The sequence below is a fragment of the Zoogloea sp. genome (genome assembly GCF_028689785.1).
Classification (GTDB): Bacteria; Pseudomonadota; Gammaproteobacteria; order Burkholderiales; family Rhodocyclaceae; genus Zoogloea.
Genome location: NZ_JAQVCN010000070.1, coordinates 1 through 24,710, shown reverse-complemented (window position 1 = coordinate 24,710; position 24,710 = coordinate 1). Strand labels below are relative to the sequence as shown.

Genomic DNA, 24,710 nt, shown 5'->3' with positions numbered 1-24,710 from the left:
TCCCCGGCCCATTTGATGGGCATCAAAACGGGATTGGGAAGCCAATTCCGGGAGGGAAGTCATGAGAAATCGAATAGCGAGGGGACCGGCTGGCGCGGCTTTTCGGCGTTTTGCATCGGCCTGCTAACAAGGAAACAGTTGCTTCATCTTCCTTTAATGGAAAGAGCATCCGCACGCCTGGATCGTTTGCTGTCTCGGCTTCTTCATTTACCTCTAACTGGGTGAGAGTGTAAATCGTCCGATGGATAGTCGATCCCTCGTATTCAGGCTTACCTGTGATTTGCTTTATCTTGTTGCCGAGGATACGTGCTGCCCGACCTGTCGGGGCCAGTAGCGCACATGAAAGTTTCATTTCCTCCAGCGCTTCGACCAATTTGGCAATGAGCGTGGTTTTGCCTGTGCCTGCACTTCCACGCAAGATGAAGGCATCTTGTTTGTCATCACACAGGAAGGATCTGACCGCGCAAAGGGCTGCGGATTGTTCGGAGGTTAGTATCATTGACTTGCCGCTCATACCTTTTCGTCATGTCTGACGGATCTTAATCTCTCAGCTGTGGTTAATGCGCTTGAAGCGGCTTCCTACCGTGATGATTTCCCCATCGGCCACCACGGCATAGCTATCCAAGTGCTCGCTGAGCTTGGTGATGAGGCCGCCTGTGTAGCTTTCGATACGCTTTCTGGAGCGGCGGTCGAAGTAAACGATCTCGGCGCCACGATGATCGTGCTCGCGGTGACCAAATTGGAGCAGAAGGTCGACCACGAGAGGGGGGGCGCCGCGCTGCTGGCAGCGAACGGTTGCGTGAGCAGTCGCTTTCATTTGTCCTTCTCCTCAAATGCGCGAAGAAGTATTTGTCTGAAGTAAGCGTTGAACGAGAGTCCTGCTTTCTTGGCCTCTCGTTCGAGGGCTTCCACAAGTTCCGGAGTGAGTACAAGATCGAACTCCGGCGGACGCTGCGCGACGTGCCCTTCGCATTCTTGCGTAGGGACAAAACCTTTGCGACCAGCCAGCCAGCGGCGGGCCTCTTCTGGCCGGACAAGTGAGCGCTTGCCAACCTGCTCAGTCTTCAGAGGATCGGGCAACTTCGGATTCGCGGCGTTGCGCACACTGCGCTCATCCATATTTGCGAGTAGAGCGATCTCGGCAAGCGTCAAGTACCCATAATCCCCTTTACCCATGCCGTATTCGCCAGCACCAAAGTCGGTGTATCGATCACCGCTATCGAGCACCATGCGCGCTACAGCGCTTTGCACCGCAAACATGGCGAGTCGGGGCGAAGCATTGTCACTTGCCTCGAGGTAGGTCCTCATGTGTGGCGTATCCAGGCCACGGAAGAACATCTCAACACGGGCATGGGCGCCATTTATCCGGCTTCTAGGGACAAGATCTCCTGTCGGAATGCCTGCTACGCCGTAGTCGTACATCTCACTCACGGCCTCCCACACAGGCGACCGCTCAATGGCTCCCTTTTCTGTCCATGTGTAGTTGCTGACCCCGTAAAGCGCTGCGACCTCTCTTCCAAACAGGGTCAGGAACGTGAGCAGTTGCTCCTGCATTTCGGATTTCGAGAAGGACATACGTAACCTCAATGTGATATCGATGATGGCATGCAAACAATATAGAGCAGCCACATTGATGTCAAGAGTGATAGCACGGATATCATCAAGTGATTCTGAGCTGCATGAGTCGGGCTGAGCCAGGCTCTCCGATGGGCGGTAGAAGTCTTCCAGACCGTTGGCTTGGCGGCATGCACGCCAGGGGCGGGACAGAATGAACCATCTTGTCCAGCGGTTGGGCGCGACCTCCAGCAACGGCGGGGCTTCGAGCCCGCGCTTCTGGCCATTCATTGGACAAAACAGACAGAGGGCTGACGGAATGGCAGCAGCCCAAGTGAAGCAGCCGTTTGAGTGACCGGTCTAGCTGGGGACCGAGCGACGGCTGTTGGCCGATAGTACCCTCATGGAGCTATCCCCGTAAGCTGCCGCCCGCCGCCTCAAGGGTGCTGGCGGGCAGCCGATCCCGCGTCAGATATCGATCTGCTCAGAGATATCCAATGCGTCATCGACCTCGATGCCCAAGTACCGTACTGTCGACTCCCCGCGTGCGAATTCTGTAGGTGGATGCGTATAGCCCAGATGTCTTTGGGCTTGAGCGGCGGCTTCTGGCCAACCAGCTTCCCTTTGTTCCAGGCTTACCGATATTCGCGGAGTTCCATGAACGGCTCCTTGCTGTTGATCGGAGCTTGATTCTTGCGCTCGTGGTGGCTGGCGGCTATCAGGGAGGGTGCTCACAGCGTACGACCAGGGAGGACTGGTGACCTTGACCATCAGCGGCCAGATGAGCGCCTGCGCTACACCGGCGCTCTGCAAAACATTGCCCCTGCCGCGCGTCTTCAGCGCTTTGGCCAGTTCCAGATCGCGGGAACATCTCGGGCGTGGTGCAGGACGCGTGCAACCGTGATCCCGTCGTCGTCAACGAAATAAAAGAGGAGATAGGGCGTCGATGTCGGCCAGCTGCGCAGGCCGACCGCCAGTTCGTCCCGAGCCCGACCCATTTTCGGCTGCTAAAGCAGCGTTCGCGAATCGGCTTGGATCTGATCGAGCAACTGGTCGGCGGCCACGATGCTGTCTTCGGCGACGAAAAGCCAGGCCTCGAGAAAATCGTTTTCCGCACTGGCGGAATGGCGAAGCTGGCTCACGTTGTCACTACGTCGGTCGCCGTGCGGCCAGTGTTGCCCGGCCGCGTTGCTTGATTTCGTTCATGTCGAGCTCGCGTACCCGGCCCGCCTCGATGTCGGCGACGCCTTGGGCGATGTCGGCTTTCAGGCTGGCGAGGTTTGCTGCCTGCACGCCCTGGTAGGCCTCGAATAATCGCAATGCTTCGCGGATGACTTCACTCGCAGAGCTGTAGAGGCCGGATTCCACGTGCTGGCGCACCCGATTTTCCAGCTCTAGGGGTAAGGAGACGTTGAGGGACATGGCGTGCTCCGAGTAATGTCAGGTAATGACACAGTTTGCCATCAAGCCGGCTGTCTGTGGGTTTGGAGGCACGCTCCCGCCGTCTCGATGAGCCCACGTTGTTCGACGAGCTGGTGCGGGAATCTACCCCGTACGTGCAGACATGATCGAAGCCCTCGCGTGGCGGGAGCCTCTATTCTCGGGATGCGGCAGGTGAGCGACAGGTTTCTGTTGCATTGCGGCTGGCTCTGGCAGCGGTTGGAGATTGACCGCTCCGGCCGACCACCAGACCTCAGCGTCCATCGATGGTGTCGACGCATCCGTCACTCAGCCGACCCCTTCTTCGCTGATCTTGTTTTGCCTGCCTTGGGTCCGGCTTTCGCGGCATCTTTCTCCGGCGTCAGAAAGCGGAGTTCGCGGCGCAGTTCTTCTTCCAGCTCCTCGACGGTCGGCAGATAAAGTTGGTAACGGCTGGTGAAGATATTGCGTTCCTGCTGCTCGCCCAGCGTGTACTTCACCACCGCATCATTCTTGTCCGGGCAGAGAATCAGCCCAATCGTCGGGTTGTCGCCTTCGGTGCGTCGTTCGCGGTCGTAGTCATTCACAGAGAACTGGGTTTACCCAAGGTCGCCATTCCAGCGTGATGTGCTCCTGTCGGGAAACGAAGGCAAAGCCCTTGCCCAGTCCCGGCAGGAGTCTCTGCAGGTTGCCGATCAGGGCTTGCTAATTCTCCACTCGCCGCGTGGACGATCTTGCCGGCCTGCAGCAGCTGCGGATAGGACTGGTAGAAGATGCTTCATGTAGAACAGGTTCTGGACTGACCAGCCTTTCCCGTAGCTTGCGGTCAGTTGTGCTGAGACCATCACACGCCGTCAGGCTCCTGCATCCACGCCGGAATATCCCGCTGACCGTGCAGAACACGCCAGACATCGATGTGGTCAGTGCGCTCGACGTAGAACACGAAGAATGGGTAGCGCGTCAGCGGCCAGACGCGCAGGTCAGGCAGATTGAGTTCGTGGGCGTAACGCGTCGAGCCGGTGGCGGGGTGACGAGCGATGTGGGTGTATGCCTGCTCCAGCGCACCAATGAAACCGAGCGCCACGGCCTCGGTGGCTTCGCTCAGATAGTAGGCAACGGCATCATCCACATCCCGGTTGGCCTGCTCACGCGGGACGATGTGTTTGTGCTTCACGCCTTGGCGCGGGCAGCCTTGCGCACCCGATCCCGCAAGCCTTCGAAATAGCTGGCATCGGCCGGTGCCGCAGGGGGCGACGCGGCTCCAGCCAACAGCAGGTTGCGCAGTTGCAGGCGATCCTGATCCTTGCGGATGAGTTCGCGCACGTACTCGCTGCTGGTGCCGTAGCCGCGCTGGCTGACCTGTTCATCCACGAAGGATTTCAGGGCGTCGGGGAGGGAGATGTTCATCGTGCTCATGGCGTAAGTGTGGATTGTTTGGCAAAATTTGGCAACATCCGTATCCCACCATACCGAAAGAAGGCCTCGATGCCCAACCCGAACAACTGCCTGCGCTACTGGGATCTGGCCGACTGTTCTTCCTCGACAATCTCGCGCCAGATCAGCCAGTTGGCGATCACCTGTGTCGTGTTGACCGTACGCGCGATGTTGCTGCGGGCGGACTCCAGGATTTCGCGCACCCGGCCATAAAGCGGTGGCGTGGTCGTTGCGGGAGCTGCAGTTCTCTTTGTCATGCCATGGGAGCGTGCTTGGGGTGGTAGGCGGGAGTCATGGCCTGGGATTCACGGGTTTTTTGCGATTGTCCTGCAACACACGGGATCGTCCTAGATTATCCCGAATGGGTGCCTGTGAGGATGAAGGATGGGCCGCCAGGGAGTCGAACAGGGAGACTTTTGATGTGCAGGGCGGGGGTGGGGTGCTTGTGGTGCAAGGGCCGGCCTTGCCGCGGCCGATTCTTCCGAGGCGGCGGCCCGGCCCCGGCCCTATCGGCCTTCGCTGCCCGCGGCGCCCCGCTTCCCCACCCGATACTGCAACTGCCCCCGCCCCAGCTTCAGCAACCGCGCGGCAGCCGACAGATTCCCCTCCGTCCGCCGCAGTGCGGTGGCGATCATCAGCCCTTCCGCTTCCTCCAGTGACAGCTGTGCATCCAGCAGTCGGTCGATGGCGTACTGGAGGGGGATTTCTGCGCCCGGGCGCGGCGGTGCTTCGGTGCGGGCGTCGGCGGGGATGGGGGAGGGGAGGGTCAGGGGCACCTGCTCGCCCCCCGAAAACAGGTGCTCCACGTCGATGCTGCCGTCGTTCTCGGCCAGGATCACCGCCCGCTCGATGATGTTCTCCAGCTCCCGGATGTTGCCCGGCCAGTCGTAGGCCCACAGCTTTTCGCTGGCGTTGCGGCTGAGGCCGGCGATGTTCTTGCCGAAGCGGGTGGCGTAGCGCTTGACGAAGGTGTCCACCAGCAGGGGGATGTCTTCGCGGCGGTCGCGCAGCGGGGGGATCTTCACCGGGAAGACGTTGAGCCGGAAGAACAGGTCTTCCCGGAAGTGGCCGGCTTCCACTTCGCTGCGCAGGTCGCGGTTGGTGGCGGCGATGATGCGCACGTCGATGGGACGGACCTGGGTGTCGCCCACCCGTTCGAGCTCGCCTTCCTGCAGCACGCGCAGCAGCTTGCCCTGGGCGTGCAGGGGCAGGCTGCTGATCTCGTCGAGGAAGAGGGTGCCGCCGCTGGCCCGCTCGAAGCGCCCCGGGCGGGACACGGTGGCGCCGGTGAAGGCGCCTTTTTCCACGCCAAACAGTTCGGCTTCCACCAGGTCGTGGGGGATGGCGGCGCAGTTGATGGAGATGAAGGGGCGTTCGGCCCGCGGCCCGAGGGCGTGCAGGGCCTTGGAGAAGCGTTCCTTGCCCACGCCGCTTTCGCCGGTGAGCAGCACGGTGGCGTCGGTGGGGGCGACGCGTTTGATGAGGTAGGCCACTTCGTTGAAGCTGTTCGAGGCGCCGATCAGGTCGGGGAGTTGCCGGGTGGGCTCTTCCTGGCTGGTGGTCCGGGCGGGGCGGGTGGCTCGGCGCCGCGGGGTGGCGATGAAGTCCTCCACCTGGAGGAAGCTCAGGTGGGCTTCGGCGTCGTCGCATTCTTCCAGGGGCTGGCCGATGACGCGGCAACGGGCGTGCCCCATGGCCACGCATTCCACTTCGCGCCACAGGATGGGCCGCCCCATCAGCGCGGTGGTAAAGCCGGTGGCGTAGCCCACCATGATCCAGCACGCGGGCGACCCGCTCACGCCAAACTGGGCACGGTGGATGTCGGCCTCCCAGGATGATTCCCAGTAGTAGTCGCTCCAGAAATCACCGGTTTCCTGGTTGAAGCGAATGCGGTCCACCGCCTGGTTGCGCACAAAGCCTTCCATTTCGCGGAGGCGCGGGCCGTAGGCAAAGGTCTGCTTCAGGTCGCCGCCCACCGATTTGTGCAGGCGGCGGGCGTCTTCCATGCCCTGCTGGTAGCCCAAACGGGTGAATAGCTCCCGGGTGGGTTCCACGCCCAGGCGCTCGATGAGCTCCCGCCGCAGGGCCGCCAGGGTGAAGCCGTGGATCAGCAGCATGCGCTGGTCGAGCAGGGTGATCTGCCCGCTGTCGGGGTCAAACTGGACGTACTTGGAGATCTCCCGGTCGTCGATGTCTCCAGGAACGGACTGCAGGTGGCGGTCGGCCGGGGCGGGCATGGGATGGGTCTCCGGTGTCTGTTTTTATTTGATTTGCTGAAATCAGCAATGTGCGTATTGCTGATTTCAGTCACATCGATTCTATCCCTCGATTTGCTAAAAACAGAAATATTTATAAATCAATAAATTGAAGTGATCTCAACCGCTGGCACGGGGATTGCCAAGTGCTGTTCAAGGGCCCGCAGTGGCCCAGGCACTTTCATCCCAAAGGAGACCCGGTTGTGTTGAGCTCTCAACCCATGCTGGCCGTTCGCGTTTGCGAAGTGCGCCACGCTGCAATTGATGTCCTGAGCCTTGTTCTGGCCTCGCTCGATGGCGGGCCGCTGCCGGCCTGTACGGCGGGCGCGCATGTCGATGTGGCCCTGCCCAACGGCATGCTGCGCCAGTATTCCCTGTGCCGTACCGGCCCGGCGTTGCGGTTCTACGAGATCGCCATCCTCCACGACCGCGACGGGCGGGGCGGGTCGGCCTGTGCTCACCGGGACATCCGGCCGGGCGACACGCTGCAGATCAGCCCGCCCCGCAACCTCTTTCCTCTGCTGCCGGCGGGGCGCCCGGTGCTGTTTGCCGGCGGCATCGGCATCACTCCCATCCTGGCCATGGCCGAGGCGCTGCACGCCGCAGGGCGGGATTTCGAGCTGCACTACTGCAGCCGCAGCCCCGAGCGGGCGGCCTACCGGGACACCCTGGCCCGGGCGGCCTACGCCCCGCAGCTGCGGCTCTACCACGACAGCACCCCCGAGGCCGGGCGCCTGGATGCCGAGGCCGTGCTGCGCCGGGCCGGGGCCGACGCCCACCTCTATGTGTGCGGCCCGGCAGGCTTCATCAGCCATGTGTGCGGCGCTGCCCGGCAGGCCGGGTGGGACGAAAGCCGGGTGCACTTCGAGCACTTCGCTGCCCCGGCCCAGCCGGCCGTCGCGGCCGGTGGCTTCGAGCTGATCCTCGCCCGGCGGGGCCTGCGCGTGCCGGTGGGGCCCACCGAGACGGCCGCCCAGGCCCTGCTGGCCCACGGGGTGGCGCTCAACCTGTCGTGCGAACAGGGGGTGTGCGGCGCCTGCCTGCTGCCGGTGCTCGATGGCCTGCCCGACCACCGGGACGTGTTTCTCAGCCCCGCCGAGCGGGACACCGGGCGTTGCTTCACGCCCTGCTGCTCCCGCGCGCTCAGCCCCACCCTGACCATCGATCTGTAAGCCGGGCGGCAGCCGCCGCCAGGTTTCGTCCGCCGGGCGCCTGCCCGGCAATCCCACCTGGAGAAGAAAAATGGAGACAAGGAAGAGTGTCACTTACCTCAGGGACGCGTGGTATGTCGCCGCGCTCTCCACCGAGGTGAGCGCCGAAGGCCTGTTTGCCCGCAAGCTGCTCAACACCCCGGTGCTCATCTATCGCAAGCACGACGGCAGCCCCGTGGCCATGCATGACCGCTGCCCCCACCGCTTCGTGCCTCTCAGCATGGGCGTGCGCCACGGTGACGATGTGATGTGCAAGTACCACGGCCTCAAGTTCGACTGCAGCGGGGTGTGCAACCACAACCCCCACGGCAACGGCCATATCCCCCGCGCTGCGCGGGTGCGCACCTTTCCGCTGCTGGAGCGCTTTGGCTTTGTGTGGATCTGGATGGGTGACGCCCCGGCCGACGAAGCCAAGCTGCCCGACTTCAGCCCCCTCACCGACGGCCACCCCAACAGCGTCGGCTTTACCTATATGCACCGCAACACCTACTACGAGCTGATCACCGACAACGTGATGGACCTGAGCCACGTGGACCACCTGCACGGCGAGATCATCTCCACCCGCGGCCAGCTCACCCCCCAGGTGCCCCAGGTCAAGGAGACCGCCAGCAGCGTGGCTACCCGCTGGGAGTGGAAGCAGACCCCGCCCATCTTCATTCTCAACCAGTTTCTGCCTGAGCCCATGGCCGAGGCGCGGCATTTTGTGGAGGTGACGTTCATGGCGCCCACCACCGTGCAACTGCAGATCGGCGCTACCCAGGACGACCAGGCCACGCTGGATCTGGCCAACTGTGTGGGCCAGTACGACCTGCACACCACCACCCCCGAGACCGAGGGCACCACCCACTATTTCTTCGCCACCCGGCGCAACCACCTGGTGGAGGACGCCGACTACAACGCCGCCAAGATCAAGGGCATGCACGACGCCTTTGTGGACGAGGACGGCCCCTACGTGGACGCCCAGTACGCCAACATCGGCAATGCCGACCTGCTGAGCCTCAACCCGGTGCTGCTGAGCAGCGACGTGGGGGCGGTGCGGGCGCGGCGCATCCTGCGCAGCGTGATCGCCGATGAAGTGCGGCGCAGCCAGCCCGACGCCGCGGACACCCGCGCCGTCGAGCGCGTCTGAAGGAGGCGCCAGCATGCACATGCGACTCCTGTGCCGCGCCGTGTCGATGGCCTGTGCCGGCATGGCCCTGTCGGGCCCGGCCCAGTCCTTCACCATCGATACCGACTCGCCCGACCTGGCGATCTCCTGGGACACCACCGTCAAGTACAGCACCGCCTGGCGGGTGCGCGGGGTGAGCGACGAGGTGGCGCCCGCGGGCCTGGCCGGGCTCACGCCCCAGGTCAACACCAATGACGGCGACCGCAACTTCAGCCGCGGCCTCATCTCCAACCGCCTCGACATCCTCACCGAGCTGGGGGTGCGCTACAAGCGCGACAGTGGCTTCAGAGTGAGTGCGGCGGGCTGGTATGACGACGTCTATCAGCACAGCAACGACCGCAGCGCCGATGACGCCCCCGGCCTCAACCAGACCGGCCCCTACGACCGCTTCAACAAGCACACCCGCATCACCCACGGCCGCAACGCCGAGGTGCTCGACGCCTTTGTGTATACCCGCCAGTCGGTGGGCGGCATGAACCTCAACCTCAAGGCCGGGCGTTTCACCCAGCTTTATGGCGAGAGCCTGTTCTTCGGCAACAACGGCATTGCCGGGGCCCAGACGCCCCTGGATCTGGCCCGGGCCCTGTCGGTGCCCAACTCCCAGTTCAAGGAGGTGGCGCGGCCGGTGGGGCAGGTGTCGGCCCAGTTGCAGATCACGCCCGACGTGATCGTGGGGGCCTACATCCAGCCCGAGTGGCGCAAGTCGCGCCTGCCGGCGGCGGGCAGCTACTTCAGCTTTGCCGACTTCGTAGATGACGGCGGCGAGCTGCTGTACACCCCCTACGGCACGGCCCGGCGGGGCAAGGACATCGAGCCCGGCAACTCGGGGCAGGGCGGCATGCAGCTGCGCTTCAAGGCCGGCGACAGCGAATACGGCCTGTATGCCGCCACCTTCCACGAAAAGCTGCCTCAGTTCTACGCCCGCTTCAACGCCGGCCCGGGCGGCGTGGTGCCCCAGGACTACGTGATGGTGTTTGGCCGCAACATCCGCACCGTGGGCGGCAGTTTCAGCACCCTGGTGGGCGACACCAACGTGGCAGGGGAGATCTCCTTCCGCACCAACCAGCCCCTGCTGGCGGCGGGCAGCTTTGTCTTCCCCATCAACGACCCGGCGGCCGATGGCGGCAGCAACGCCCGCTTCCCCAAGGGCGACACCCTGCACCTCAACCTGTCGGCGATCAGCGTGCTGGGGGCCAGCGCCCTGTGGGACGGCGCATCGTTCTTGGGCGAGTTTGCCTTCAACCGCCGCCTGCGCGTCACCGACAACCCGGAGGCGCTGGACCCCAACGCCACCCGCGACGCTGGCGCGGTGCAGTTCGTGTTTACGCCGGAGTACTTCCAGGTGCTGCCCGAGACAGACCTGCAGCTGCCCATCGGCGTGAGCTACGGCCTGTTCGGGCGCTCGTCGGTCAATGGGGTGCTGTTTCCGGCGGAGCAGGGCGGCAGCATCAGCCTGGGTGCCAAGGCCGTGTATCAGAAGGCCTGGCACGTAGGCCTCAACTACACCCACTACATCGGCAGCGCAGGCTCGGTGTCCACGCCCGCCGGCCTCAATTCCTTCCAGAACTTCCACGGCGACCGGGACTTTGTCTCCCTGTCCATCCAGCGCAGCTTCTGATCCTGCGCCCCAGATAAAAAGAGGAACCCCGACATGAAGAGCACAACATTTGTCCGCCTGGCCCTGATCGGCGCCATCGCCCAACTGCAGCCCGCCGTGGCCGCCGTCTCGGCCGACGAGGCCGCCCAGCTCAAGACCACCCTCACGCCCCTGGGGGGCGAGCGCGCCGGCAACAAGGACGGCAGCATTCCCGCCTGGAGCGGGGGCGGCGCCAAGGTGGCCGGTACCAAGGTGGGGGACGTGCCGGTGAGCGTCTTTCCCGGCGAAAAGCCCACCCTGCAGATCACCGCGGCCAACCTGGCCCAGTACGCCGACAAGCTCGCGGAAGGCACTCAGGCGCTGATCAAGAAGTACCCCGAGTCTTTCCGCCTCAATGTGTACCCGACCCATCGCAGCGCGGTGGCGCCCCAGCATGTGTATGACGCCACCGCCCGCAACGCTACCGGCTGCAGGACGGTGGAGGCCGGCCTGTCGGTGGAAGGCTGTTTTGGGGGCGTACCCTTTCCCATCCCCAAGGCCGGCGTCGAGGTGATCTGGAACTACATCCTGCGCATCGAGCCCGAGTCGGTGGAGTTCGGCTCCAAGAACATCGTCGGCACCGCCAATGGCGCCCGCACCCTGGCCACGCGCACCGACAACTTCTTCCAGCACCCGTATTACTACAAGGACGGCTCGGCCAAGGGCTGGAGCGGGGAGTACTTCCTGCAGCGGTTCAACACCACCGCGCCCCCGTTCAAGGCTGGGGAATCCCTGGTGCTGCGGGACAGCATCAATGCCAAGTCACCGCGCCAGGCCTGGCAGTATCTGGTGGGCCAGCGCCGGGTGCGGCGGGCCCCCACGGTGGCCTACGACACGCCCGACTTCGTCTCGTCGGGGGCCAACTACTTTGACGAGGTGATGGGCTTCATGGGCCACCCCGATCGCTTCGAATGGAAGCTGGTGGGCAAGCGCGAGATGTATATCCCCTACAACAACAACGAGCTGGTGACGGCGAAGGAAGCCGAGGCTTACGACAAGTTCCACCTGAGTGCCGCCAAGCTGCGCTGGGAGCTGCACCGGGTGTGGGAGGTGGAGGCCACGGTGGTGTCGGGCAAGCGCCACGCCGTGCCCAAGCGCCGCTACTACTTCGACGAGGACACCTGGCTGCTCGCCCAGGTGGATGGCTACGACTCGGAAGGCAAGCTGTGGCGCACGTCCATGGTGCCCAACTTCTTCGTGCCTGCCGTGCCGGCGGTGCTGGCCAAGCCCGTCACCATCCACAACCTGCAGGCGGGCACCATGAGCACCGTGCAGGGCCTGTTCCAGGACGAAGCCTATCGGGTCGTGCCGCGCAAGAACGAGTCTTTCTTTACCGGTGACGCCGCCGCTGCCGACGCGGATCGGTAGGCACCAGCCCAGGCTGAGCGCCTGGGCAGGTAGGCCATCAACCTCCCGCGCTAGGCGATGCCGTAACGCCGCAGCCGGTTGGCAATGGCGGTGTGGGAGGTGCCGAGCCGCCGGGCCAGCCGGCGGCTCGACGGGTGCTCCCGGTACAGGCGCTGCAGCAGGTTCTTCTCGAACTCGGCAATAGCTTCGTCCAGGCTGCCCACCTCGGTGCCATCGCCCGGCACGGCGGGGGTGGCAACCTGGGCGAGCTCCAGGTCTTCCACCTGGATGATGTTGCCTTCGGTCATCGTCACCGCCCGGAAGATGACGTTCTGCAACTGCCGCACATTGCCCACCCACGGATTGCTCAGCATGGCCGCGCAGGCTGCCTGGGACAGGCGCAGGGGCGGGCGCGAGGCCTGGGTACAGGCCCGGCTGAGGAAGGACTGGGCCAGGGGCAGAATGTCGCCCGGGCGTTCCCGCAGGGGCGGAACCTGCAGGTTGAGCACATTGAGGCGGAAGAGCAGATCCTGGCGGAAATGGCCGCTGCTCACCATGTCTTCCAGCGCCCGGTGGGTGGCGCTGATGATGCGCACGTTCATGCGTACCTCCCGGTCGCCGCCGACCCGCCGGAAGCTGCCGTCGTTGAGAAAGCGCAGCAGCTTGGCCTGCAGGTAGGGTGACATCTCCCCGATCTCGTCGAGGAAGACCGTGCCGCCATCGGCCAGTTCGAGCAGCCCCGGCTTGCCCCCGCGCAGGGCCCCGGTGAAGGCGCCGGCGGCATAGCCGAAGAGCTCGCTTTCGGCCAGGCTCTCGGGCAGGGCGGCGCAGTTGAGGGCGAAAAAGGGCTGGTTGCGCCGGCTGCTGCCCGCATGGCAGGCGTGGGCCAGGAGCTCCTTGCCGGTGCCGGTCTCCCCGGTGATCAGCAGGGGCGCATCCACCATGGCCATCCGGGCCGCGCGCTGCTTGAGCTGTTCGATCACCGGCGAGGTGCCGAGGATGGCGTCGAAGCCGCCGGCATCGTAGTTCTGCAGGGCGCTCATGCGTTCCCCGATGCGGCTGGGGGCGTGCAGGTTCATCACCGCCCCGGCGACCCGGCCGCCGGCCTCATGCAGAGGCATGGTCTCCAGCAGGTAGGGCTCACCGTTGATGGCCACCTCGCACACCGGCAGGTGATAGCCCCCCTCCACCAGTTCCCGCAGTAGCGCCGGGTTGCCGATCAGGGCCTGCATGGAGGTGCCGATCAGGCTCCCCTCATCCATGCCGCAGGCGGCAATGGCCGCGCCATTGGCCACCACCACGCAGCCCGATTCATCGACGGCAAACACCGGGTCGGGCTGCGAGGCGAGCAGGGCGTCGAGGTACAGGCGCCGCTGGGCCCCGGGCAGCATGCCCACTGGCTCCACGGTGCGCACCCCGGCGACACCCATCAATTGCTCGCGCAGTTCGGCGAGGCTGGCCTGATCGACGGCTGGCGCCTCGATGAAGATATGGGGCGGATCCACCTCTACCGCCGTTACGTTGAGTCGGCGCCGGGCCAGTTCGGCCAGCACCTCCTGGGCGATCCCGACCCGGTCGGAGAAGAATACGTCGATGCGCATGGCGGGGTGTAGTGAATTCAATACGATGTAAAGATAATGATACGGTTCATCCAGTGCATTGAGAAATAAGGAAAATCTTTCGAGAAGTGGACGTTTTGGGGTGATTCTGTAACGATATCGTTACATTTTGCGCACCGATTGGCCGGCTTTGTTTTTCAAGTGGTTGTTTTGTATGTGATTTTCTTTCTGGCACGGGAATCGCTATGTGTCATGCATTCAAATGACCAATCCGTTTCCCAAGGAGAATCCCATGCATGTCCTCGTCCTCGGCAGTGGCGTCATCGGTACCTGCATCGCTTATTACCTGGCCAAGGCCGGACACCAGGTCACGGTGGTGGACCGCCAGGCCGGCCCGGCGTTGGAGACCAGTTTTGCCAATGCGGGTGAAGTGTCGCCCGGCTACTCCGCCCCCTGGGCTGGGCCCGGTGTGCCACTCAAGGCCATCAAGTGGATGCTGATGCACCACAGCCCGCTGGTTATCAAGCCCATGCTCGACCCCGCCATGTGGCGCTGGGGCATGGCCATGCTGCGCAACTGCACGGAGGCTGCTTACCAGGTCAACAAGAGCCGCATGGTGCGTGTCGCCGAATACAGCCGCGACTGCCTGGTGCAGTTGCGCGCCGAGACCGGTATCCGTTACGACGAACGTACCCAGGGCACCTTGCAACTGTTCCGTACCCAAAAGCAGCTGGACGGTATTGGCAAGGATGTGGCGATCCTGCAGCAGTCCGGCGTGCCCTTTCAGGTGCTGGACCAGGAGGGCTACCTGGCTTACGAGCCGGCCCTGGCCCTGGTCAAGCACAAGTTTGTCGGTGCCCTGCGCCTGCCGGGGGACGAGACCGGTGATTGCCATCTGTTTACCCGCAAGCTCGCCGCCATGGCTGAAGCGCTGGGCGTCCGCTTCCGCTTCGGCGTGAGCATCGCCGGCATCGAGTACGACGGCCAGCGCATCACCGGTATCCGGACTGACGCTGGCACCCTCAGTGCCGATCACTACGTGCTGGCCCTCGGGAGCTACTCGAAGGCCCTGCTGGAGCCGGTGGGCATCGACATCCCCGTGTATCCGGTGAAGGGTTTTTCGATCACCGTGCCGATCAGCGATGCGTCCATGGCGCCGGAGTCCACCATCATGGACGAGACCCACAAGGTGGCCGTGACCCGCTTGGGGGACCGTATCCGGGTTGGGGGCACGGCGCAGCTCTCGGGCTTTGATCTAAGCCTGGAAGAAGGGCGCCGGAAGACCTTGGAGTTCGTCGTTTCCGATCTCTTCCCGCGGGGGGGCGATCTTGCCCGGGCCGAGTTCTGGACCGGCCTGCGCCCGATGACGCCGGACGGTACGCCCATCATCGGCAAGACCCGCTACGACAACCTGACCCTCAGCACCGGACACGGCACCTTGGGCTGGACCATGGCGGCGGGTACCGGCCGCGTCGTGGCCGACATGCTCAGCGGCCGCAAGCCCGAAATCCCGGTGGACGATCTCGCCGTCTCCCGTTACGCCTGAAATCGATATACCCGCAAACAACAATCCATAACCGAGGAGGCAATACCATGCAAGTCATCAACACCACCGCTGTGCCCCAGGCCATCGGACCCTATGTTCAGGCCATGGTCAGCGATGGCTGGGTTCACACATCCGGCCAGCTTCCCCTGACGGCCGCCGGCGAGAAGGTCGGCGGCGACATCCAGGCCCAGACCGAGCAGGTATTCAATAACCTGGAGGCTGTGCTGGGCAGTGCGGGGAGCGCTTTGGCCCAGGTGGTTTCCGTCACCGTGTTCATGACGGATCTGGCGCAGTTTGCCGACATGAATGCCGTCTTCGCCCGCCGCTTCGGTGCCCACCGTCCGGCCCGGTCCACGGTGCAGGTGGCGGCCTTGCCCACCGGTGCCCAGGTGGAAATCGCGGCGATGGCCCGCGTCCAGGCCTGACCGCGCTACCCAAGGGAGAGAAGATCATGGAAGCGCTGACGCAAATCATCACCGCCATCAACGACATTGTGTGGGGGCCGCCAATGCTGGTGGCCATCCTGGGGACCGGGCTCTACCTGCAGCTGCGCCTGCGCTTCATGCCCATCACCCGGATACTCTCCGGCTTCGTGATGGTCTGGCGGGGGCGCAAGGCGGCGCCCGGCGCCCCGGGCGAGATCACCCCGTATGCGGCGCTGATGACTGCCCTGGCCGCCACCGTCGGTACCGGCAACATCGCCGGCGTGGCCACGGCCATTGCCCTCGGCGGCCCGGGGGCGATGTTCTGGATGTGGATGACGGCCCTGGTGGGTATGGCCACCAAGTATTCCGAGGTGCTGCTGGCGGTGCATTACCGCGAGACCGACGATCACGGGGAGCAGGTGGGGGGCCCCATGTACGCCATCAAGAACGGCCTGGGCAAAGGCTGGCGCTGGCTGGGCGCGGCCTTTGCGATCTTTGGTGGGCTGGCCGGCTTCGGGATCGGCAACATGGTCCAGTCCAACAGCATCGCTGGTGCGCTTGAGACGGCTTTCGGCATCAACCCCTGGGTTTCCGGCGTGGTGATGGCGGTCTTCACCGGTTTCGTGCTGCTGGGCGGCGTCAAGCGCATCGGGGCGGTGGCCGAGAAGCTTGTGCCCTTCATGTGCATTGGCTACATCGTTGCCTCCGTGACGGTGCTCGGTCTCTACGCCGATCGGATTCCGGCGGCCTTTGCGCTGATTTTCGCCAGTGCTTTCAGTCCGGTGGCCGCGACGGGTGGCTTTGCCGGCGCTGCCGTATTGATGGCCATGCGTTACGGCGTTGCCCGCGGCATCTTCTCCAACGAGGCCGGCCTGGGCACCGCCGGCATCGCCCAGGCGGCGGGGCAGACCCGCAACGCAGTGGAGTCGGGCCTGGTGGGGATGATGGGTACCTTCATCGATACCATCATCGTATGCACCATGACCGGCCTGGTGCTGATCGTGACCGGTGTATGGAGCTCCGGCCTGAAGGGGGCGGCCCTCAGCGCGGCGGGCTTCGACGCGGCCTTCCCGGGCTACGGCGGGCAGTTCCTGGCGGTGGCCATTGCGGTGTTCGCCTTCACCACCATCCTGGGCTGGGCCTACTACGGCGAAAAGTGTTGGGAATACCTGGTGGGGACGGCGGTCGAAGTCCCCTACCGGGTGTTGTGGACGATCTTCGTGCTGGTGGGCGCGGTTACCCAGCTGGACTTCGTCTGGCTGGTGGCCGACACCCTCAACGCCTTCATGGCCCTGCCCAACCTGATCTCCCTGCTGCTGCTCGCGCCGGTGATTGCCCGCCTGACCCGGGAGTACTGGGCCAAGAAGGCGCTGGCTCCGAGAGCGGCCTGAGCTCCCGGGCCGGCCGGCGCCCGCCGGTCGGCCGCTCTGCAAATCTGAATTGACGAGAGAACGCATGTCGGAAAGTACACTGAACCCCTTTGGGGCCCTTCTCAGCATCGATCTCGATGCCCTCTGCGATAACTGGCGCAGTTTGCGTGCCCGGCTTTCCGCGGCGGAATGTGCTGCCGTGGTCAAGGCCGATGCCTATGGCCTGGGGGCCGAGCGGGTGGCCCCGGCGCTGTACCGGGCAGGCTGCCGCAGCTTCTTCGTTGCCCATCTCAACGAGGGCATCCGCCTGCGCCCAGTGCTTCCGGCCGATGCCGACATCCATGTGCTCCACGGGCCCCACCCGGGCGCCGAGCGTGATTTCGTCCGCAACCGGCTCGTTCCGGTCCTCAACAGCCTGCCCCAGGTACAGGCCTGGCAGAGCCTCGCCAGGGATCTGGACGCCATGCTGCCGGCCGTCCTGCAGGTGGATACGGGCATGGCCCGCCTGGGTTTGGCGCCGGACGAGCTCGAACACCTGACGGCCAGCCCGGATGGCCTGCAGGGCATCGCCCTTAAGTTCCTGATGAGCCACCTGGTCAGTGCCGAGGCACAGGGCAATGCGGTCAATGGGCTGCAGCTTGAGCGCTTTCGGGCCGCCCGGGGGCGTCTGCCCGGGGTGCGTTGCAGCCTGGCCAATTCGTCGGGGATCTTCCTGGGCGAGGCCTATCATTTCGACCTGGTTCGCCCGGGCGCGGCCCTCTACGGGGTCGCCCCCGTAGCCGGGCAGCCCAACCCTCTGCGGCCGGTGATCCGCCTGCAGGGCAAGGTGCTGCAGACTCGCCGCATCGCCGCCGGAACGGCCGTTGGTTATTCCCACACCTGGACGGCGGCGCGCCCGTCACGCGTCGCCACCGTGGCGGTCGGTTACGCCGATGGCTATCTGCGCAGCCTGAGCAATTCGGGCGTTGCCCACTGTGATGGCATCAGCCTGCCTCTGATTGGCAACATCTCCATGGATACTCTCATCGTCGACATCACCGATTTGCCCGAAGGGCGGATTGTCGAGGGCGACTTGCTTGATCTGGCCGACCCGCTCAACGGTGTGGATGCCATCGCCAGCCGCGCCGGCACCATTGGCTACGAGATCCTGACCAGTTTGGGGCAGCGTTATGCGCGGCGCTACATCGAGGGCGGCGAGGGATAATCGCGGCCTCGTCAACTGCGCCCATTGCCATGCTGGAAGTCTCTACCCTCCCCACGCTGTCCCTGTCCACCGCGCAGCTGCTGATTGAAGCCGCTGCCATCCTGGCTTTCGCTCTTTCGGGTCTGCTTGAGTCGGCGCGCAAGCGTCTTGATATCGTCGGCGTGTGCGTGGTGGTCGGGCTGGCGGCCTTTGGTGGCGGAACCCTGCGCGACATCCTCCTTGATCGGCGGCCCTTCTTCTGGGTGTCCCATTCGTCGTGGCTGTGGGTTTTGCTCGGCTTGAGCCTGCTGTCCATGTACTTCATGCGTGGGCGCCACTTCGAGCCCACCGAGCGGGCCATTCAGTGGCCCGACGCCATCGGCCTCGGGTTGTTCACCGCCGGTGGCACCCAGATCGCCCTGGCGGCGGCCATGCCGCCCATCGTGGCGGTGCTGATGGGCATGATCACTGCCGTCTTCGGCGGCGTGCTGCGGGATATCGTCTGTAACGAGATCCCCAGCGCCTTCAGCGATCACCGCCCCTATGCGGTATGCGCCTTCATCGGGGGCTGGTGCGTGGTGCTTGCCAGCAGCCTTGGCGGGCCGGACTGGCTTGGGCTGGTGCTGGGGGCGGGCATCACCTTCAGCTTGCGCGGCTTGGCCCTGATCCTGGACTGGCGTCTGCCCACCTGGCGCGGTGACTGAGGCTTGCAGGCCGCGGGGGCTTCATTCCCCGCCGAAGCGGCTTGGTGGCACGCCGAGCGCCCGGGAGAACATGGCCGAAAAGGCAGCCTGGCTGGCGTAGCCGACGGCGGCGGCGACCTGGGCCATGGGGACGCCGCGGGAGATCTCGTCGACAGCCTTGGCCAGGCGTAGCTGCTGGCGCCAGGCACCGAAGCTGGTGTCGAGCTCGGACTTGAACAGGCGCGCCAGGGTGCGTTCGCTGGCGCCCACCTGTGCGGCCCATTCGGTCAGGCCGCGGTTGTCGGCGGGGTCGGCCATCAGTGCGTCGCACAGGGCCTTGAGGCGCCGGTCATCGGGCAGGGGCAGGCCCAGGGACAGGGGCCGGGCGATGCGCATCTCTTCCAGGGCGAGCTGCATCATCAGGCGGTGACGGGCGTCGCCGCGGCCCTCGACAATGGCCTCGCCCAGGCTGCGCAGCAGCGGCGACACGTCCACCACCGTGCATGCGTCCAGGGGGAGCGGAGCGGCGGCGGAGGCAACGTAGAGAGTACGCAGCTCCACCGCGCCCAGCACGGTCACGTCATGGTCGATTTCCGGCGGAATCCACACCGCCCGGTTGGGCGGCACGATCCAGGCCATGCCCGCAGCGCAGATGCGGATGGCGCCGCGCACGGGGTAGGCCAGCTGGGCCCAGGGGTGGCGGTGGGGCGGAATGGTCACGTCCGGCGGCAGGCTGCGGAGGTTGACGGTCACCGGCTCGTCGACGGAGGGGGCCCGGCGGGGGAGGGGGTCGAAGGATCGGGGGGCGCTTTCTGCGGCATGTTTGCGCAAATCTCTGTCAGTTTGTCGAAATACAGCCATCTGGAGCGGCGCTAGTATCAGGCTGTTATCCGGCCGCTTCAATACAACAATGCGGCAGGCCGGGCCGACGCTGCAGCCACGGAGAACTTCACATGACCGCTCAAGCCAGCCTCGCCCCCCCTCGGCAGGATGCTTACGTGATTGCCCTGGTGGGTTTTGCCCACGGGGTGTCGCATTTCTTCCATCTGTTGCTGCCGCCACTCTTTCCGTGGCTGATGCCCGAGTTTGGGCTGGATTTCGTGGGCATCGGCAGCACCATGACGGTCTTCTTCCTGGTCTCCGGTGTGGGCCAGGCCCTGGCGGGACTGGCAGTGGACCGCTTCGGGCCGGTGCGGGTGCTGGCCGCCGGCATTGGCTGTTTCATCGCTGCCGGTGGGCTGTTGTCCCAGGCCGGCTCTTTTGCCACCCTGCTATTGGTGGCGGCGCTGGCGGGCCTGGGCAACAGCGTTTTTCACCCTTGTGATTTCACCATTCTCAACCGCAATGTGTCGGCGCCGCGGCTCGGCCATGCCTTTTCGGTGCATGGCCTGTCCGGCAACCTGGGCTGGGCGCTGGCGCCGGTGTTCATGACCGGCATCGCCGCCCACTCGGGCTGGCGGGTGGCGGCGCTGGCGGCGGGGCTGCTGGCGGTGCCTGCGCTGGCCCTGATCCTCTTCGGTCGCCATCACCTGGTGGACGAGAGTCGCGCCACCACGGCGGCGGGGCGGCCGGTGAGCACCCTGGAGATCCTCAAGGTGGGCCCGGTGTGGATGTGCTTCATATTCTTCTTCCTGCTCACCACGGCCTTCGGTGCCATTCAGAACTTCGGTGCGCCATTGATGAAGGGGCTCTACGACATGTCGGTGGAGGCGTCGGCGGCGACCCTGTCCACCTACCTGCTCGGTGGCGCGGCCGGCATTCTGGTAGGCGGCTTTCTGGCCCGCTCGGCCCGCCAGGATCGCATCATCGCCAGCGCCCTGGGTGCAGCTGCCCTGGCCGCGTTGCTGCTGGCCAGCGGCTGGGTGCCGTCGGCGGCGGTGGTTGGCCTGATGGCGGCCATCGGCTTCCTGACCGGGCTGGCGGGCCCCTCCCGCGATCTGCTGGTGCGCCGCGCTGCCACTGCGCGCTTTGGTCAGGCGGCTTTCGGGCGGGTGTACGGCTTTGTGTATTCGGGCCTGGACACCGGCCTGGCCCTGGCGCCGCTGGTGTTTGGCGGGCTGATGGATGCGGGCAGCTTCACTACCGTGCTGGTCTGCATCGCCCTGCTGCAGGCTGCGGCCATCGGCACGGCAATGAGCGTGGAGCGGGCCTAGGGCGGCTGGGGCGCTGGTCGATGCGGGTCTTCTAGCGGCTCAGGCAGCGCCCTTTCGCTTCGAGCCAGTACACCATTTCCCCGACCACCACCACGCTGCCCGACACCACAAAGCTCGCTGCCGATACGGCGCCGGCAAGCACGAGGAGCTCGGCGCAGCCTTCATTGCGGCAGCCGCCGAAGGCGCCGACCTGGTAGGTGTCGAGGCTCATGTGGCGTTCGGTGATGCCGCAGGCGGGGTCGTAGCGTTGGGTTGTGCGGGGAACGAAGATGCAGCCGCACAGGAAGAGCACGGTGGCGAGGAGCAGCGCGGTGCTGCGGGGCAAGGGGCATCGATCTTCCGTTGGCAGCATGCCCTGCGGCCTCATGGGTCAGGGCGCCGCCTTGCGGGCCTTCTCCAGCGCGGCTGCCACGCTGCGGGAGACGCTTTCGATGTGCTCCCGGGCCGCCCGGTTGGCTGCTTCCGGCTGCCGGGCAACAATGGCGTCGATGACACCCTTGTGTTCATCGGCCACCAGCCCGAGGTGGGCCTGGAACCCGCAGGTCTGCACGATGAAGAAATCCGACAGTTCGAAGTTGGCCAGCTGCCGGCTGCACAGCAGGGGCGACGTGGCCATGGCGTGGAGCTGGGTGTGGAAGTCCACGTTGAGCCGCCGATACTCGTCAGCATTGGCGCTGTGGGTGGCGTCGAGGGCATGGATCTGGTCGTTGATGAGGCGCAGGCGGCTGATGTCGGCAGCGCTGGCCCGGCTGGCGGCGAGCTCGGCGATCAGCCCTTCGGTAAGCGCAAACATGCGGTAGAAGTCCTGGATCGCCTCGGGCGTCGGCGTGACCACCTCACAGCCGACCTGGGCGGTGATGGTGACGAAGCCCCGCTCCTGCAGGCGGTACAGGGCGGTCATGATGGGGTGCCGGCTGACGCCCATCTCCTCGCTGATCTCCTTGACCAGGATGCGGTCGCCGAAGCGGTACTGGCATGTGAGCAGCCGTTCGAGGATCTCCTGGTAGATGTAGTTCTTCTTGGCCATGGGGGCGGGCTTCCGGGGTCTGAGGTTGGGCTGCGGGCGGATGGTATCACCCCCGCCGCGGGCGGTCTGGCGGGGGAGGGTGCCGGCGGTACGGGTTGGGTGAAGTCTGTATTCTGAGCTTGCATGCTAGCATGCAAGCGCTGTAAAGTGCCTCTCCATCAAGGCTGCGCTTCATCACAAGACCGGCAAGCCCGCCACCCGCAGCGAGGAGACCCATAGCGTGGAAACCAGCATCGATTTCGACACCGACGTTCTGATCATCGGCTCCGGTCCCACTGGCGGCACGGCCGCCCTGGCCCTGGCCACCCAGGGTGTGCGCGTCCATCTCGTCTCGCGCACCCATTGGCTGGCCGACACCCCGCGAGCTCACATCACCAACCAGCGCACCATGGAAGTGCTGCGCGACCTGGGCATCGAGGACGAGGCCATCAAGTACGCCACGCCCTGGGAGCAGATGGGCGACACCCTGTTCACCACCAGCCTGGCGGGCGAAGAGCTGGTGCGCCTGCGTACCTGGGGTACGGGCGACGAGCGCAAGGGCGATTACCTGCAGGGCAGCCCCTGCGGACTGCAGGACATTCCCCAACCGCTGATCGAGCCGGTGATCTTCAAGAACGCGGCCGAGCGCGGCGCGAACTTCTCCTTCAACACCGAATACCTGTCCCACCAGCAAGACAGGAAGGGTGTCACGGCCAGGTTTCGGGATCGCCTCAGCGGACGCGAATACACGCTGCGGGCGCGCTATCTGATAGGTGCGGACGGGGCCAAATCGAAGGTGGTGGACGAGCTGGGTCTGAACATCGAGGGCCACATGGCCCGGGCAGGCACGGTGTACGTGATCTTCAAGGCTGACCTGAGCCGTTATGTGGCCCACCGCCCGAGCATCCTGCACTGGATCGTCACCCCCAGCGCCAGCTTCGGGGAGATCGGGATGGGCCTGTTGCGGGCTGTGCGCCCGTGGGATGGCTGGATTGCCGGCTGGGGTTTCGACATTTCGAAGGGCGAGCCCGATCTCGATCCGGCACTGCTGCTCGAACGCATCCGCACCCTGGTGGGCGACCCGGCCCTGGAGGTGGAGATCGAGCGCAGCTCGGTGTGGTACGTGAACCAGGCCTATGCCACCGAGTACAGCCGGGGCCGGGTGTTCTGCGGCGGAGACGCGGTGCACCGCCACCCGCCGTCCAGCGGCCTGGGCCTCAACACCTGTGTGCAGGACGCCTTCAACCTGGCCTGGAAGCTCGCCTACGTGATCAAGGGCTACGCCGGCCCCGGCCTGCTCGACAGCTACAGCGCCGAGCGGGCGCCGGTGGGCCGGCAGATCGTCACCCGGGCCAACCAGTCACGCCTCGACTATGCACCTCTCAAGGCCGCTTTCCGCGTCGAAGGAGCCGACAACCCGGTGGCCGCCGGCATTGCCCGCTTCAAGGACCCGGGGCCGGAAGGCGTGGCAGCACGGCAGGCCGTGGATGCTGCTCTGGCGCTGAAGAACACCGAATTCAACGCCCAGGGCGTGGAGATGAACCAGCGTTACGTGTCGCGGGCCGTGCTGCCCGACCCCGGCGCCAGCGAGGAAGTGTGGCGGCGCGACCCGCAGCTATACCTGCAGGCCACCACCCGCCCAGGGGCCAAGATTCCCCATGCCTGGCTGGTGGACCGGCGTGGCGTTCGGGTGTCCACCCTGGACGTGACGGGCAAGGGCAGCTTCTCGGTGGTCACCGGCCTGGCCGGTGGGGCCTGGGCCGAAGCCGTTCGGGGGCTGGACCTGCCCTACCTGCGTGCGCTGGTGATTGGCCAGGCTGGCGTCGCCGATCCCTACTGCAGTTGGCAGCGCATCCGCGAGATCGCCGAGGCCGGAGCCCTGTTGGTGCGTCCGGACGGTTATGTGGCCTGGCGCCATGCCGGGCCGGTGGCCGATGCGGGCGAGGCCCGCCGGCTGCTGGCTGCCGCGCTCGGCGCCCTGTTGGACTGGCCCCTGGCCTGACAGCGGGTGCCGGCCCGCTCTTTACGCAACACCCCAACCATCACAAGAACAGAGGAGACACCATGCACATGCACCACTTTCGCAAGCCTATTCTGGCTGCCGCCATGGCCCTGGCCGCCGGCCAGGTTTGTGCCGACATCAACGTCGGCGTCATCTTTTCCCTTACCGGGCCGGCTGCGTCGCTGGGCCTGGAAACCCGCAAGTCCATCGAGCTGATGCCGAAGATGATCGGCAAGGAGAAGATCAATTACATCGTCCTCGACGACGCCACCGACCCCACCAACGCCGTCAAGAACGCCCGCAAGCTGGCGGGTGAGGATAATGTGGATGTGTTCTTCGGGCCCAACCTCATCACTTCCGGCCTGGCCATTGCCGATGTGGCCAACGAGAAGAAAGTGCCCTTGCTGTCCCAGGCGCCCATCGTGGTGTCGCCGGAGAAGCACAAGTGGGCCTTCCGCGTGGAGCCCCTGGCCGACGTGATGGTGGGCCGTGTAGTGGCTGACATGAAGGAGCGCGGCGTGAAGACCGTGGCCTTCATCGGCTTCTCCGACTCGTGGGGCGAGCTGCTGCTCAAGGGCCTGACCAAGACGGCCGAGGCCGCCGGTATCCGCATCGTGGCCACCGAGCGCTTCGGGCGCACCGACAACAGCGTGACTGCCCAGGCCCTGAAGCTGGTGGCCGCCAAGCCCGACGCGGTGTTCGTCGGCGGCTCCGGCACCCCGGCGGTGATGCCCCACACCGCCCTGCGGGATCGCGGCT

27 protein-coding genes are annotated in these 24,710 nt (G+C 65.3%); 12 read left to right on the top strand and 15 right to left on the bottom strand.

Features of this window, described 5'->3' with window-relative positions; genetic code table 11:
* Positions 1-22 precede the first annotated feature (22 nt).
* The 11 genes from PHI64_RS20365 to PHI64_RS20315 all read right to left on the bottom strand — a co-directional run bounded on the left by PHI64_RS20365 (position 23) and on the right by PHI64_RS20315 (position 6,644).
* Positions 23-514, bottom strand: a complete 492-nt coding sequence (locus PHI64_RS20365; RefSeq protein ID WP_299887108.1) for an AAA family ATPase — start codon at positions 512-514, stop codon at positions 23-25.
* A gap of 33 nt (positions 515-547) precedes the next feature.
* Positions 548-817, bottom strand: a complete 270-nt coding sequence (locus PHI64_RS20360; protein ID WP_299887105.1) for a hypothetical protein — start codon at positions 815-817, stop codon at positions 548-550.
* Positions 814-1,845 carry a hypothetical protein gene (locus PHI64_RS20355; RefSeq protein WP_299887102.1) on the bottom strand — a complete coding sequence of 344 codons (1,032 nt, stop codon included), beginning with the start codon at positions 1,843-1,845 and terminating at the stop codon, positions 814-816. The genes PHI64_RS20360 and PHI64_RS20355 overlap by 4 nt, the downstream gene beginning before the upstream one ends.
* A 545-nt stretch (positions 1,846-2,390) precedes the next feature.
* Positions 2,391-2,552 carry a type II toxin-antitoxin system RelE/ParE family toxin gene (locus PHI64_RS20350; RefSeq protein WP_299887099.1) on the bottom strand — a complete coding sequence of 54 codons (162 nt, stop codon included), beginning with the start codon at positions 2,550-2,552 and terminating at the stop codon, positions 2,391-2,393.
* Positions 2,553-2,561: 9 nt separating this feature from the next.
* Positions 2,562-2,696 carry a hypothetical protein gene (locus PHI64_RS20345; protein ID WP_299887096.1) on the bottom strand — a complete coding sequence of 45 codons (135 nt, stop codon included), beginning with the start codon at positions 2,694-2,696 and terminating at the stop codon, positions 2,562-2,564.
* A 7-nt stretch (positions 2,697-2,703) separates the two neighbouring features.
* Entirely contained in the window at positions 2,704-2,976 is a 273-nt protein-coding gene (locus PHI64_RS20340) for a type II toxin-antitoxin system ParD family antitoxin (protein ID WP_299887093.1), read from the bottom strand.
* A gap of 302 nt (positions 2,977-3,278) precedes the next feature.
* Positions 3,279-3,560: a PDDEXK nuclease domain-containing protein gene (locus PHI64_RS20335; RefSeq protein WP_299887090.1), complete on the bottom strand. Its 282-nt coding sequence runs from the start codon at positions 3,558-3,560 to the stop codon at positions 3,279-3,281.
* A gap of 257 nt (positions 3,561-3,817) precedes the next feature.
* Positions 3,818-4,147 carry a type II toxin-antitoxin system RelE/ParE family toxin gene (locus PHI64_RS20330; RefSeq protein ID WP_299887087.1) on the bottom strand — a complete coding sequence of 110 codons (330 nt, stop codon included), beginning with the start codon at positions 4,145-4,147 and terminating at the stop codon, positions 3,818-3,820.
* A complete protein-coding gene (locus tag PHI64_RS20325; RefSeq protein ID WP_299887083.1) occupies positions 4,144-4,380 on the bottom strand; it encodes a type II toxin-antitoxin system ParD family antitoxin in 237 nt (78 codons plus the stop codon). The genes PHI64_RS20330 and PHI64_RS20325 overlap by 4 nt, the downstream gene beginning before the upstream one ends.
* 104 nt (positions 4,381-4,484) lie before the next feature.
* Positions 4,485-4,664, bottom strand: a complete 180-nt coding sequence (locus tag PHI64_RS20320) for a hypothetical protein (RefSeq protein WP_299887080.1) — start codon at positions 4,662-4,664, stop codon at positions 4,485-4,487.
* A gap of 249 nt (positions 4,665-4,913) precedes the next feature.
* On the bottom strand, positions 4,914-6,644 hold the full coding sequence (locus PHI64_RS20315) for a sigma-54-dependent Fis family transcriptional regulator (RefSeq protein ID WP_299887077.1): 1,731 nt from the start codon (positions 6,642-6,644) through the stop codon (positions 4,914-4,916).
* 224 nt (positions 6,645-6,868) lie between these two features.
* Here PHI64_RS20315 and PHI64_RS20310 point away from each other — a divergent pair, with 224 nt between their 5' ends.
* The 4 genes from PHI64_RS20310 (at position 6,869) to PHI64_RS20295 (ending at position 12,045) form a co-directional block, all read left to right on the top strand.
* A complete protein-coding gene (locus tag PHI64_RS20310; RefSeq protein WP_299887074.1) occupies positions 6,869-7,834 on the top strand; it encodes a PDR/VanB family oxidoreductase in 966 nt (321 codons plus the stop codon).
* Between the two features lie 70 nt (positions 7,835-7,904).
* Entirely contained in the window at positions 7,905-9,002 is a 1,098-nt protein-coding gene (locus tag PHI64_RS20305) for an aromatic ring-hydroxylating dioxygenase subunit alpha (RefSeq protein WP_299887070.1), read from the top strand.
* A gap of 19 nt (positions 9,003-9,021) precedes the next feature.
* Positions 9,022-10,659 carry a DUF1302 domain-containing protein gene (locus PHI64_RS20300; RefSeq protein ID WP_299887111.1) on the top strand — a complete coding sequence of 546 codons (1,638 nt, stop codon included), beginning with the start codon at positions 9,022-9,024 and terminating at the stop codon, positions 10,657-10,659.
* A gap of 33 nt (positions 10,660-10,692) precedes the next feature.
* On the top strand, positions 10,693-12,045 hold the full coding sequence (locus PHI64_RS20295; protein WP_299887067.1) for a DUF1329 domain-containing protein: 1,353 nt from the start codon (positions 10,693-10,695) through the stop codon (positions 12,043-12,045).
* A gap of 50 nt (positions 12,046-12,095) precedes the next feature.
* Here PHI64_RS20295 and PHI64_RS20290 read toward each other — a convergent pair whose 3' ends face one another.
* Positions 12,096-13,625: a sigma-54-dependent transcriptional regulator gene (locus PHI64_RS20290; protein WP_299887064.1), complete on the bottom strand. Its 1,530-nt coding sequence runs from the start codon at positions 13,623-13,625 to the stop codon at positions 12,096-12,098.
* A gap of 250 nt (positions 13,626-13,875) precedes the next feature.
* Here PHI64_RS20290 and PHI64_RS20285 point away from each other — a divergent pair, with 250 nt between their 5' ends.
* The 5 genes from PHI64_RS20285 to PHI64_RS20265 all read left to right on the top strand — a co-directional run bounded on the left by PHI64_RS20285 (position 13,876) and on the right by PHI64_RS20265 (position 18,811).
* Positions 13,876-15,129: a D-amino acid dehydrogenase gene (locus PHI64_RS20285; RefSeq protein ID WP_299887061.1), complete on the top strand. Its 1,254-nt coding sequence runs from the start codon at positions 13,876-13,878 to the stop codon at positions 15,127-15,129.
* Between the two features lie 47 nt (positions 15,130-15,176).
* On the top strand, positions 15,177-15,554 hold the full coding sequence (locus PHI64_RS20280; protein ID WP_299887058.1) for a Rid family detoxifying hydrolase: 378 nt from the start codon (positions 15,177-15,179) through the stop codon (positions 15,552-15,554).
* A gap of 26 nt (positions 15,555-15,580) precedes the next feature.
* The gene (locus tag PHI64_RS20275; protein ID WP_299887055.1) at positions 15,581-16,945 is read left to right on the top strand and encodes a sodium:alanine symporter family protein; all 1,365 of its coding nucleotides are present in this window, start codon (positions 15,581-15,583) and stop codon (positions 16,943-16,945) included.
* Between the two features lie 64 nt (positions 16,946-17,009).
* Positions 17,010-18,128 carry an alanine racemase gene (gene alr, locus PHI64_RS20270; protein ID WP_299887051.1) on the top strand — a complete coding sequence of 373 codons (1,119 nt, stop codon included), beginning with the start codon at positions 17,010-17,012 and terminating at the stop codon, positions 18,126-18,128.
* A gap of 29 nt (positions 18,129-18,157) precedes the next feature.
* Positions 18,158-18,811: a trimeric intracellular cation channel family protein gene (locus PHI64_RS20265; protein WP_299887048.1), complete on the top strand. Its 654-nt coding sequence runs from the start codon at positions 18,158-18,160 to the stop codon at positions 18,809-18,811.
* Positions 18,812-18,832: 21 nt separating this feature from the next.
* Here PHI64_RS20265 and PHI64_RS20260 read toward each other — a convergent pair whose 3' ends face one another.
* A complete protein-coding gene (locus tag PHI64_RS20260) occupies positions 18,833-19,543 on the bottom strand; it encodes a helix-turn-helix transcriptional regulator (protein ID WP_299887045.1) in 711 nt (236 codons plus the stop codon).
* A 200-nt stretch (positions 19,544-19,743) separates the two neighbouring features.
* On the opposite strand from PHI64_RS20260, the gene PHI64_RS20255 reads away from it, so the two are divergent.
* Positions 19,744-20,943, top strand: a complete 1,200-nt coding sequence (locus PHI64_RS20255) for an MFS transporter (protein WP_299887043.1) — start codon at positions 19,744-19,746, stop codon at positions 20,941-20,943.
* A 31-nt stretch (positions 20,944-20,974) separates the two neighbouring features.
* On the opposite strand, the gene PHI64_RS20250 is transcribed toward PHI64_RS20255, so the two are convergent.
* A complete protein-coding gene (locus PHI64_RS20250) occupies positions 20,975-21,268 on the bottom strand; it encodes a hypothetical protein (RefSeq protein WP_299887040.1) in 294 nt (97 codons plus the stop codon).
* A gap of 45 nt (positions 21,269-21,313) precedes the next feature.
* A complete protein-coding gene (locus tag PHI64_RS20245; protein ID WP_299887037.1) occupies positions 21,314-21,970 on the bottom strand; it encodes a GntR family transcriptional regulator in 657 nt (218 codons plus the stop codon).
* A gap of 220 nt (positions 21,971-22,190) precedes the next feature.
* On the opposite strand from PHI64_RS20245, the gene PHI64_RS20240 reads away from it, so the two are divergent.
* Positions 22,191-23,951 carry an FAD-dependent monooxygenase gene (locus PHI64_RS20240; RefSeq protein ID WP_299887034.1) on the top strand — a complete coding sequence of 587 codons (1,761 nt, stop codon included), beginning with the start codon at positions 22,191-22,193 and terminating at the stop codon, positions 23,949-23,951.
* 62 nt (positions 23,952-24,013) lie between these two features.
* The coding region (locus PHI64_RS20235; RefSeq protein ID WP_299887031.1) for an ABC transporter substrate-binding protein at positions 24,014-24,710 on the top strand (697 nt) is incomplete at its 3' end.

Bases quoted from the DNA above. Each gene is read 5' to 3' on its own strand.
- PHI64_RS20320 (WP_299887080.1), bottom strand. From the start codon at position 4,664: ATGACAAAGAGAACTGCAGCTCCCGCAACGACCACGCCACCGCTTTAT.
- PHI64_RS20255 (WP_299887043.1), top strand. From the start codon at position 19,744: ATGACCGCTCAAGCCAGCCTCGCCCCCCCTCGGCAGGATGCTTACGTG.
- PHI64_RS20360 (WP_299887105.1), bottom strand. From the start codon at position 817: ATGAAAGCGACTGCTCACGCAACCGTTCGCTGCCAGCAGCGCGGCGCC.
- PHI64_RS20245 (WP_299887037.1), bottom strand. From the start codon at position 21,970: ATGGCCAAGAAGAACTACATCTACCAGGAGATCCTCGAACGGCTGCTC.
- PHI64_RS20285 (WP_299887061.1), top strand. From the start codon at position 13,876: ATGCATGTCCTCGTCCTCGGCAGTGGCGTCATCGGTACCTGCATCGCT.
- alr (WP_299887051.1), top strand. From the start codon at position 17,010: ATGTCGGAAAGTACACTGAACCCCTTTGGGGCCCTTCTCAGCATCGAT.
- PHI64_RS20275 (WP_299887055.1), top strand. From the start codon at position 15,581: ATGGAAGCGCTGACGCAAATCATCACCGCCATCAACGACATTGTGTGG.
- PHI64_RS20290 (WP_299887064.1), bottom strand. From the start codon at position 13,625: ATGCGCATCGACGTATTCTTCTCCGACCGGGTCGGGATCGCCCAGGAG.
- PHI64_RS20300 (WP_299887111.1), top strand. From the start codon at position 9,022: ATGCGACTCCTGTGCCGCGCCGTGTCGATGGCCTGTGCCGGCATGGCC.
- PHI64_RS20340 (WP_299887093.1), bottom strand. From the start codon at position 2,976: ATGTCCCTCAACGTCTCCTTACCCCTAGAGCTGGAAAATCGGGTGCGC.
- PHI64_RS20280 (WP_299887058.1), top strand. From the start codon at position 15,177: ATGCAAGTCATCAACACCACCGCTGTGCCCCAGGCCATCGGACCCTAT.
- PHI64_RS20350 (WP_299887099.1), bottom strand. From the start codon at position 2,552: ATGGGTCGGGCTCGGGACGAACTGGCGGTCGGCCTGCGCAGCTGGCCG.
- PHI64_RS20305 (WP_299887070.1), top strand. From the start codon at position 7,905: ATGGAGACAAGGAAGAGTGTCACTTACCTCAGGGACGCGTGGTATGTC.
- PHI64_RS20325 (WP_299887083.1), bottom strand. From the start codon at position 4,380: ATGAACATCTCCCTCCCCGACGCCCTGAAATCCTTCGTGGATGAACAG.
- PHI64_RS20355 (WP_299887102.1), bottom strand. From the start codon at position 1,845: ATGAATGGCCAGAAGCGCGGGCTCGAAGCCCCGCCGTTGCTGGAGGTC.
- PHI64_RS20365 (WP_299887108.1), bottom strand. From the start codon at position 514: ATGAGCGGCAAGTCAATGATACTAACCTCCGAACAATCCGCAGCCCTT.
- PHI64_RS20315 (WP_299887077.1), bottom strand. From the start codon at position 6,644: ATGCCCGCCCCGGCCGACCGCCACCTGCAGTCCGTTCCTGGAGACATC.
- PHI64_RS20295 (WP_299887067.1), top strand. From the start codon at position 10,693: ATGAAGAGCACAACATTTGTCCGCCTGGCCCTGATCGGCGCCATCGCC.
- PHI64_RS20265 (WP_299887048.1), top strand. From the start codon at position 18,158: ATGCTGGAAGTCTCTACCCTCCCCACGCTGTCCCTGTCCACCGCGCAG.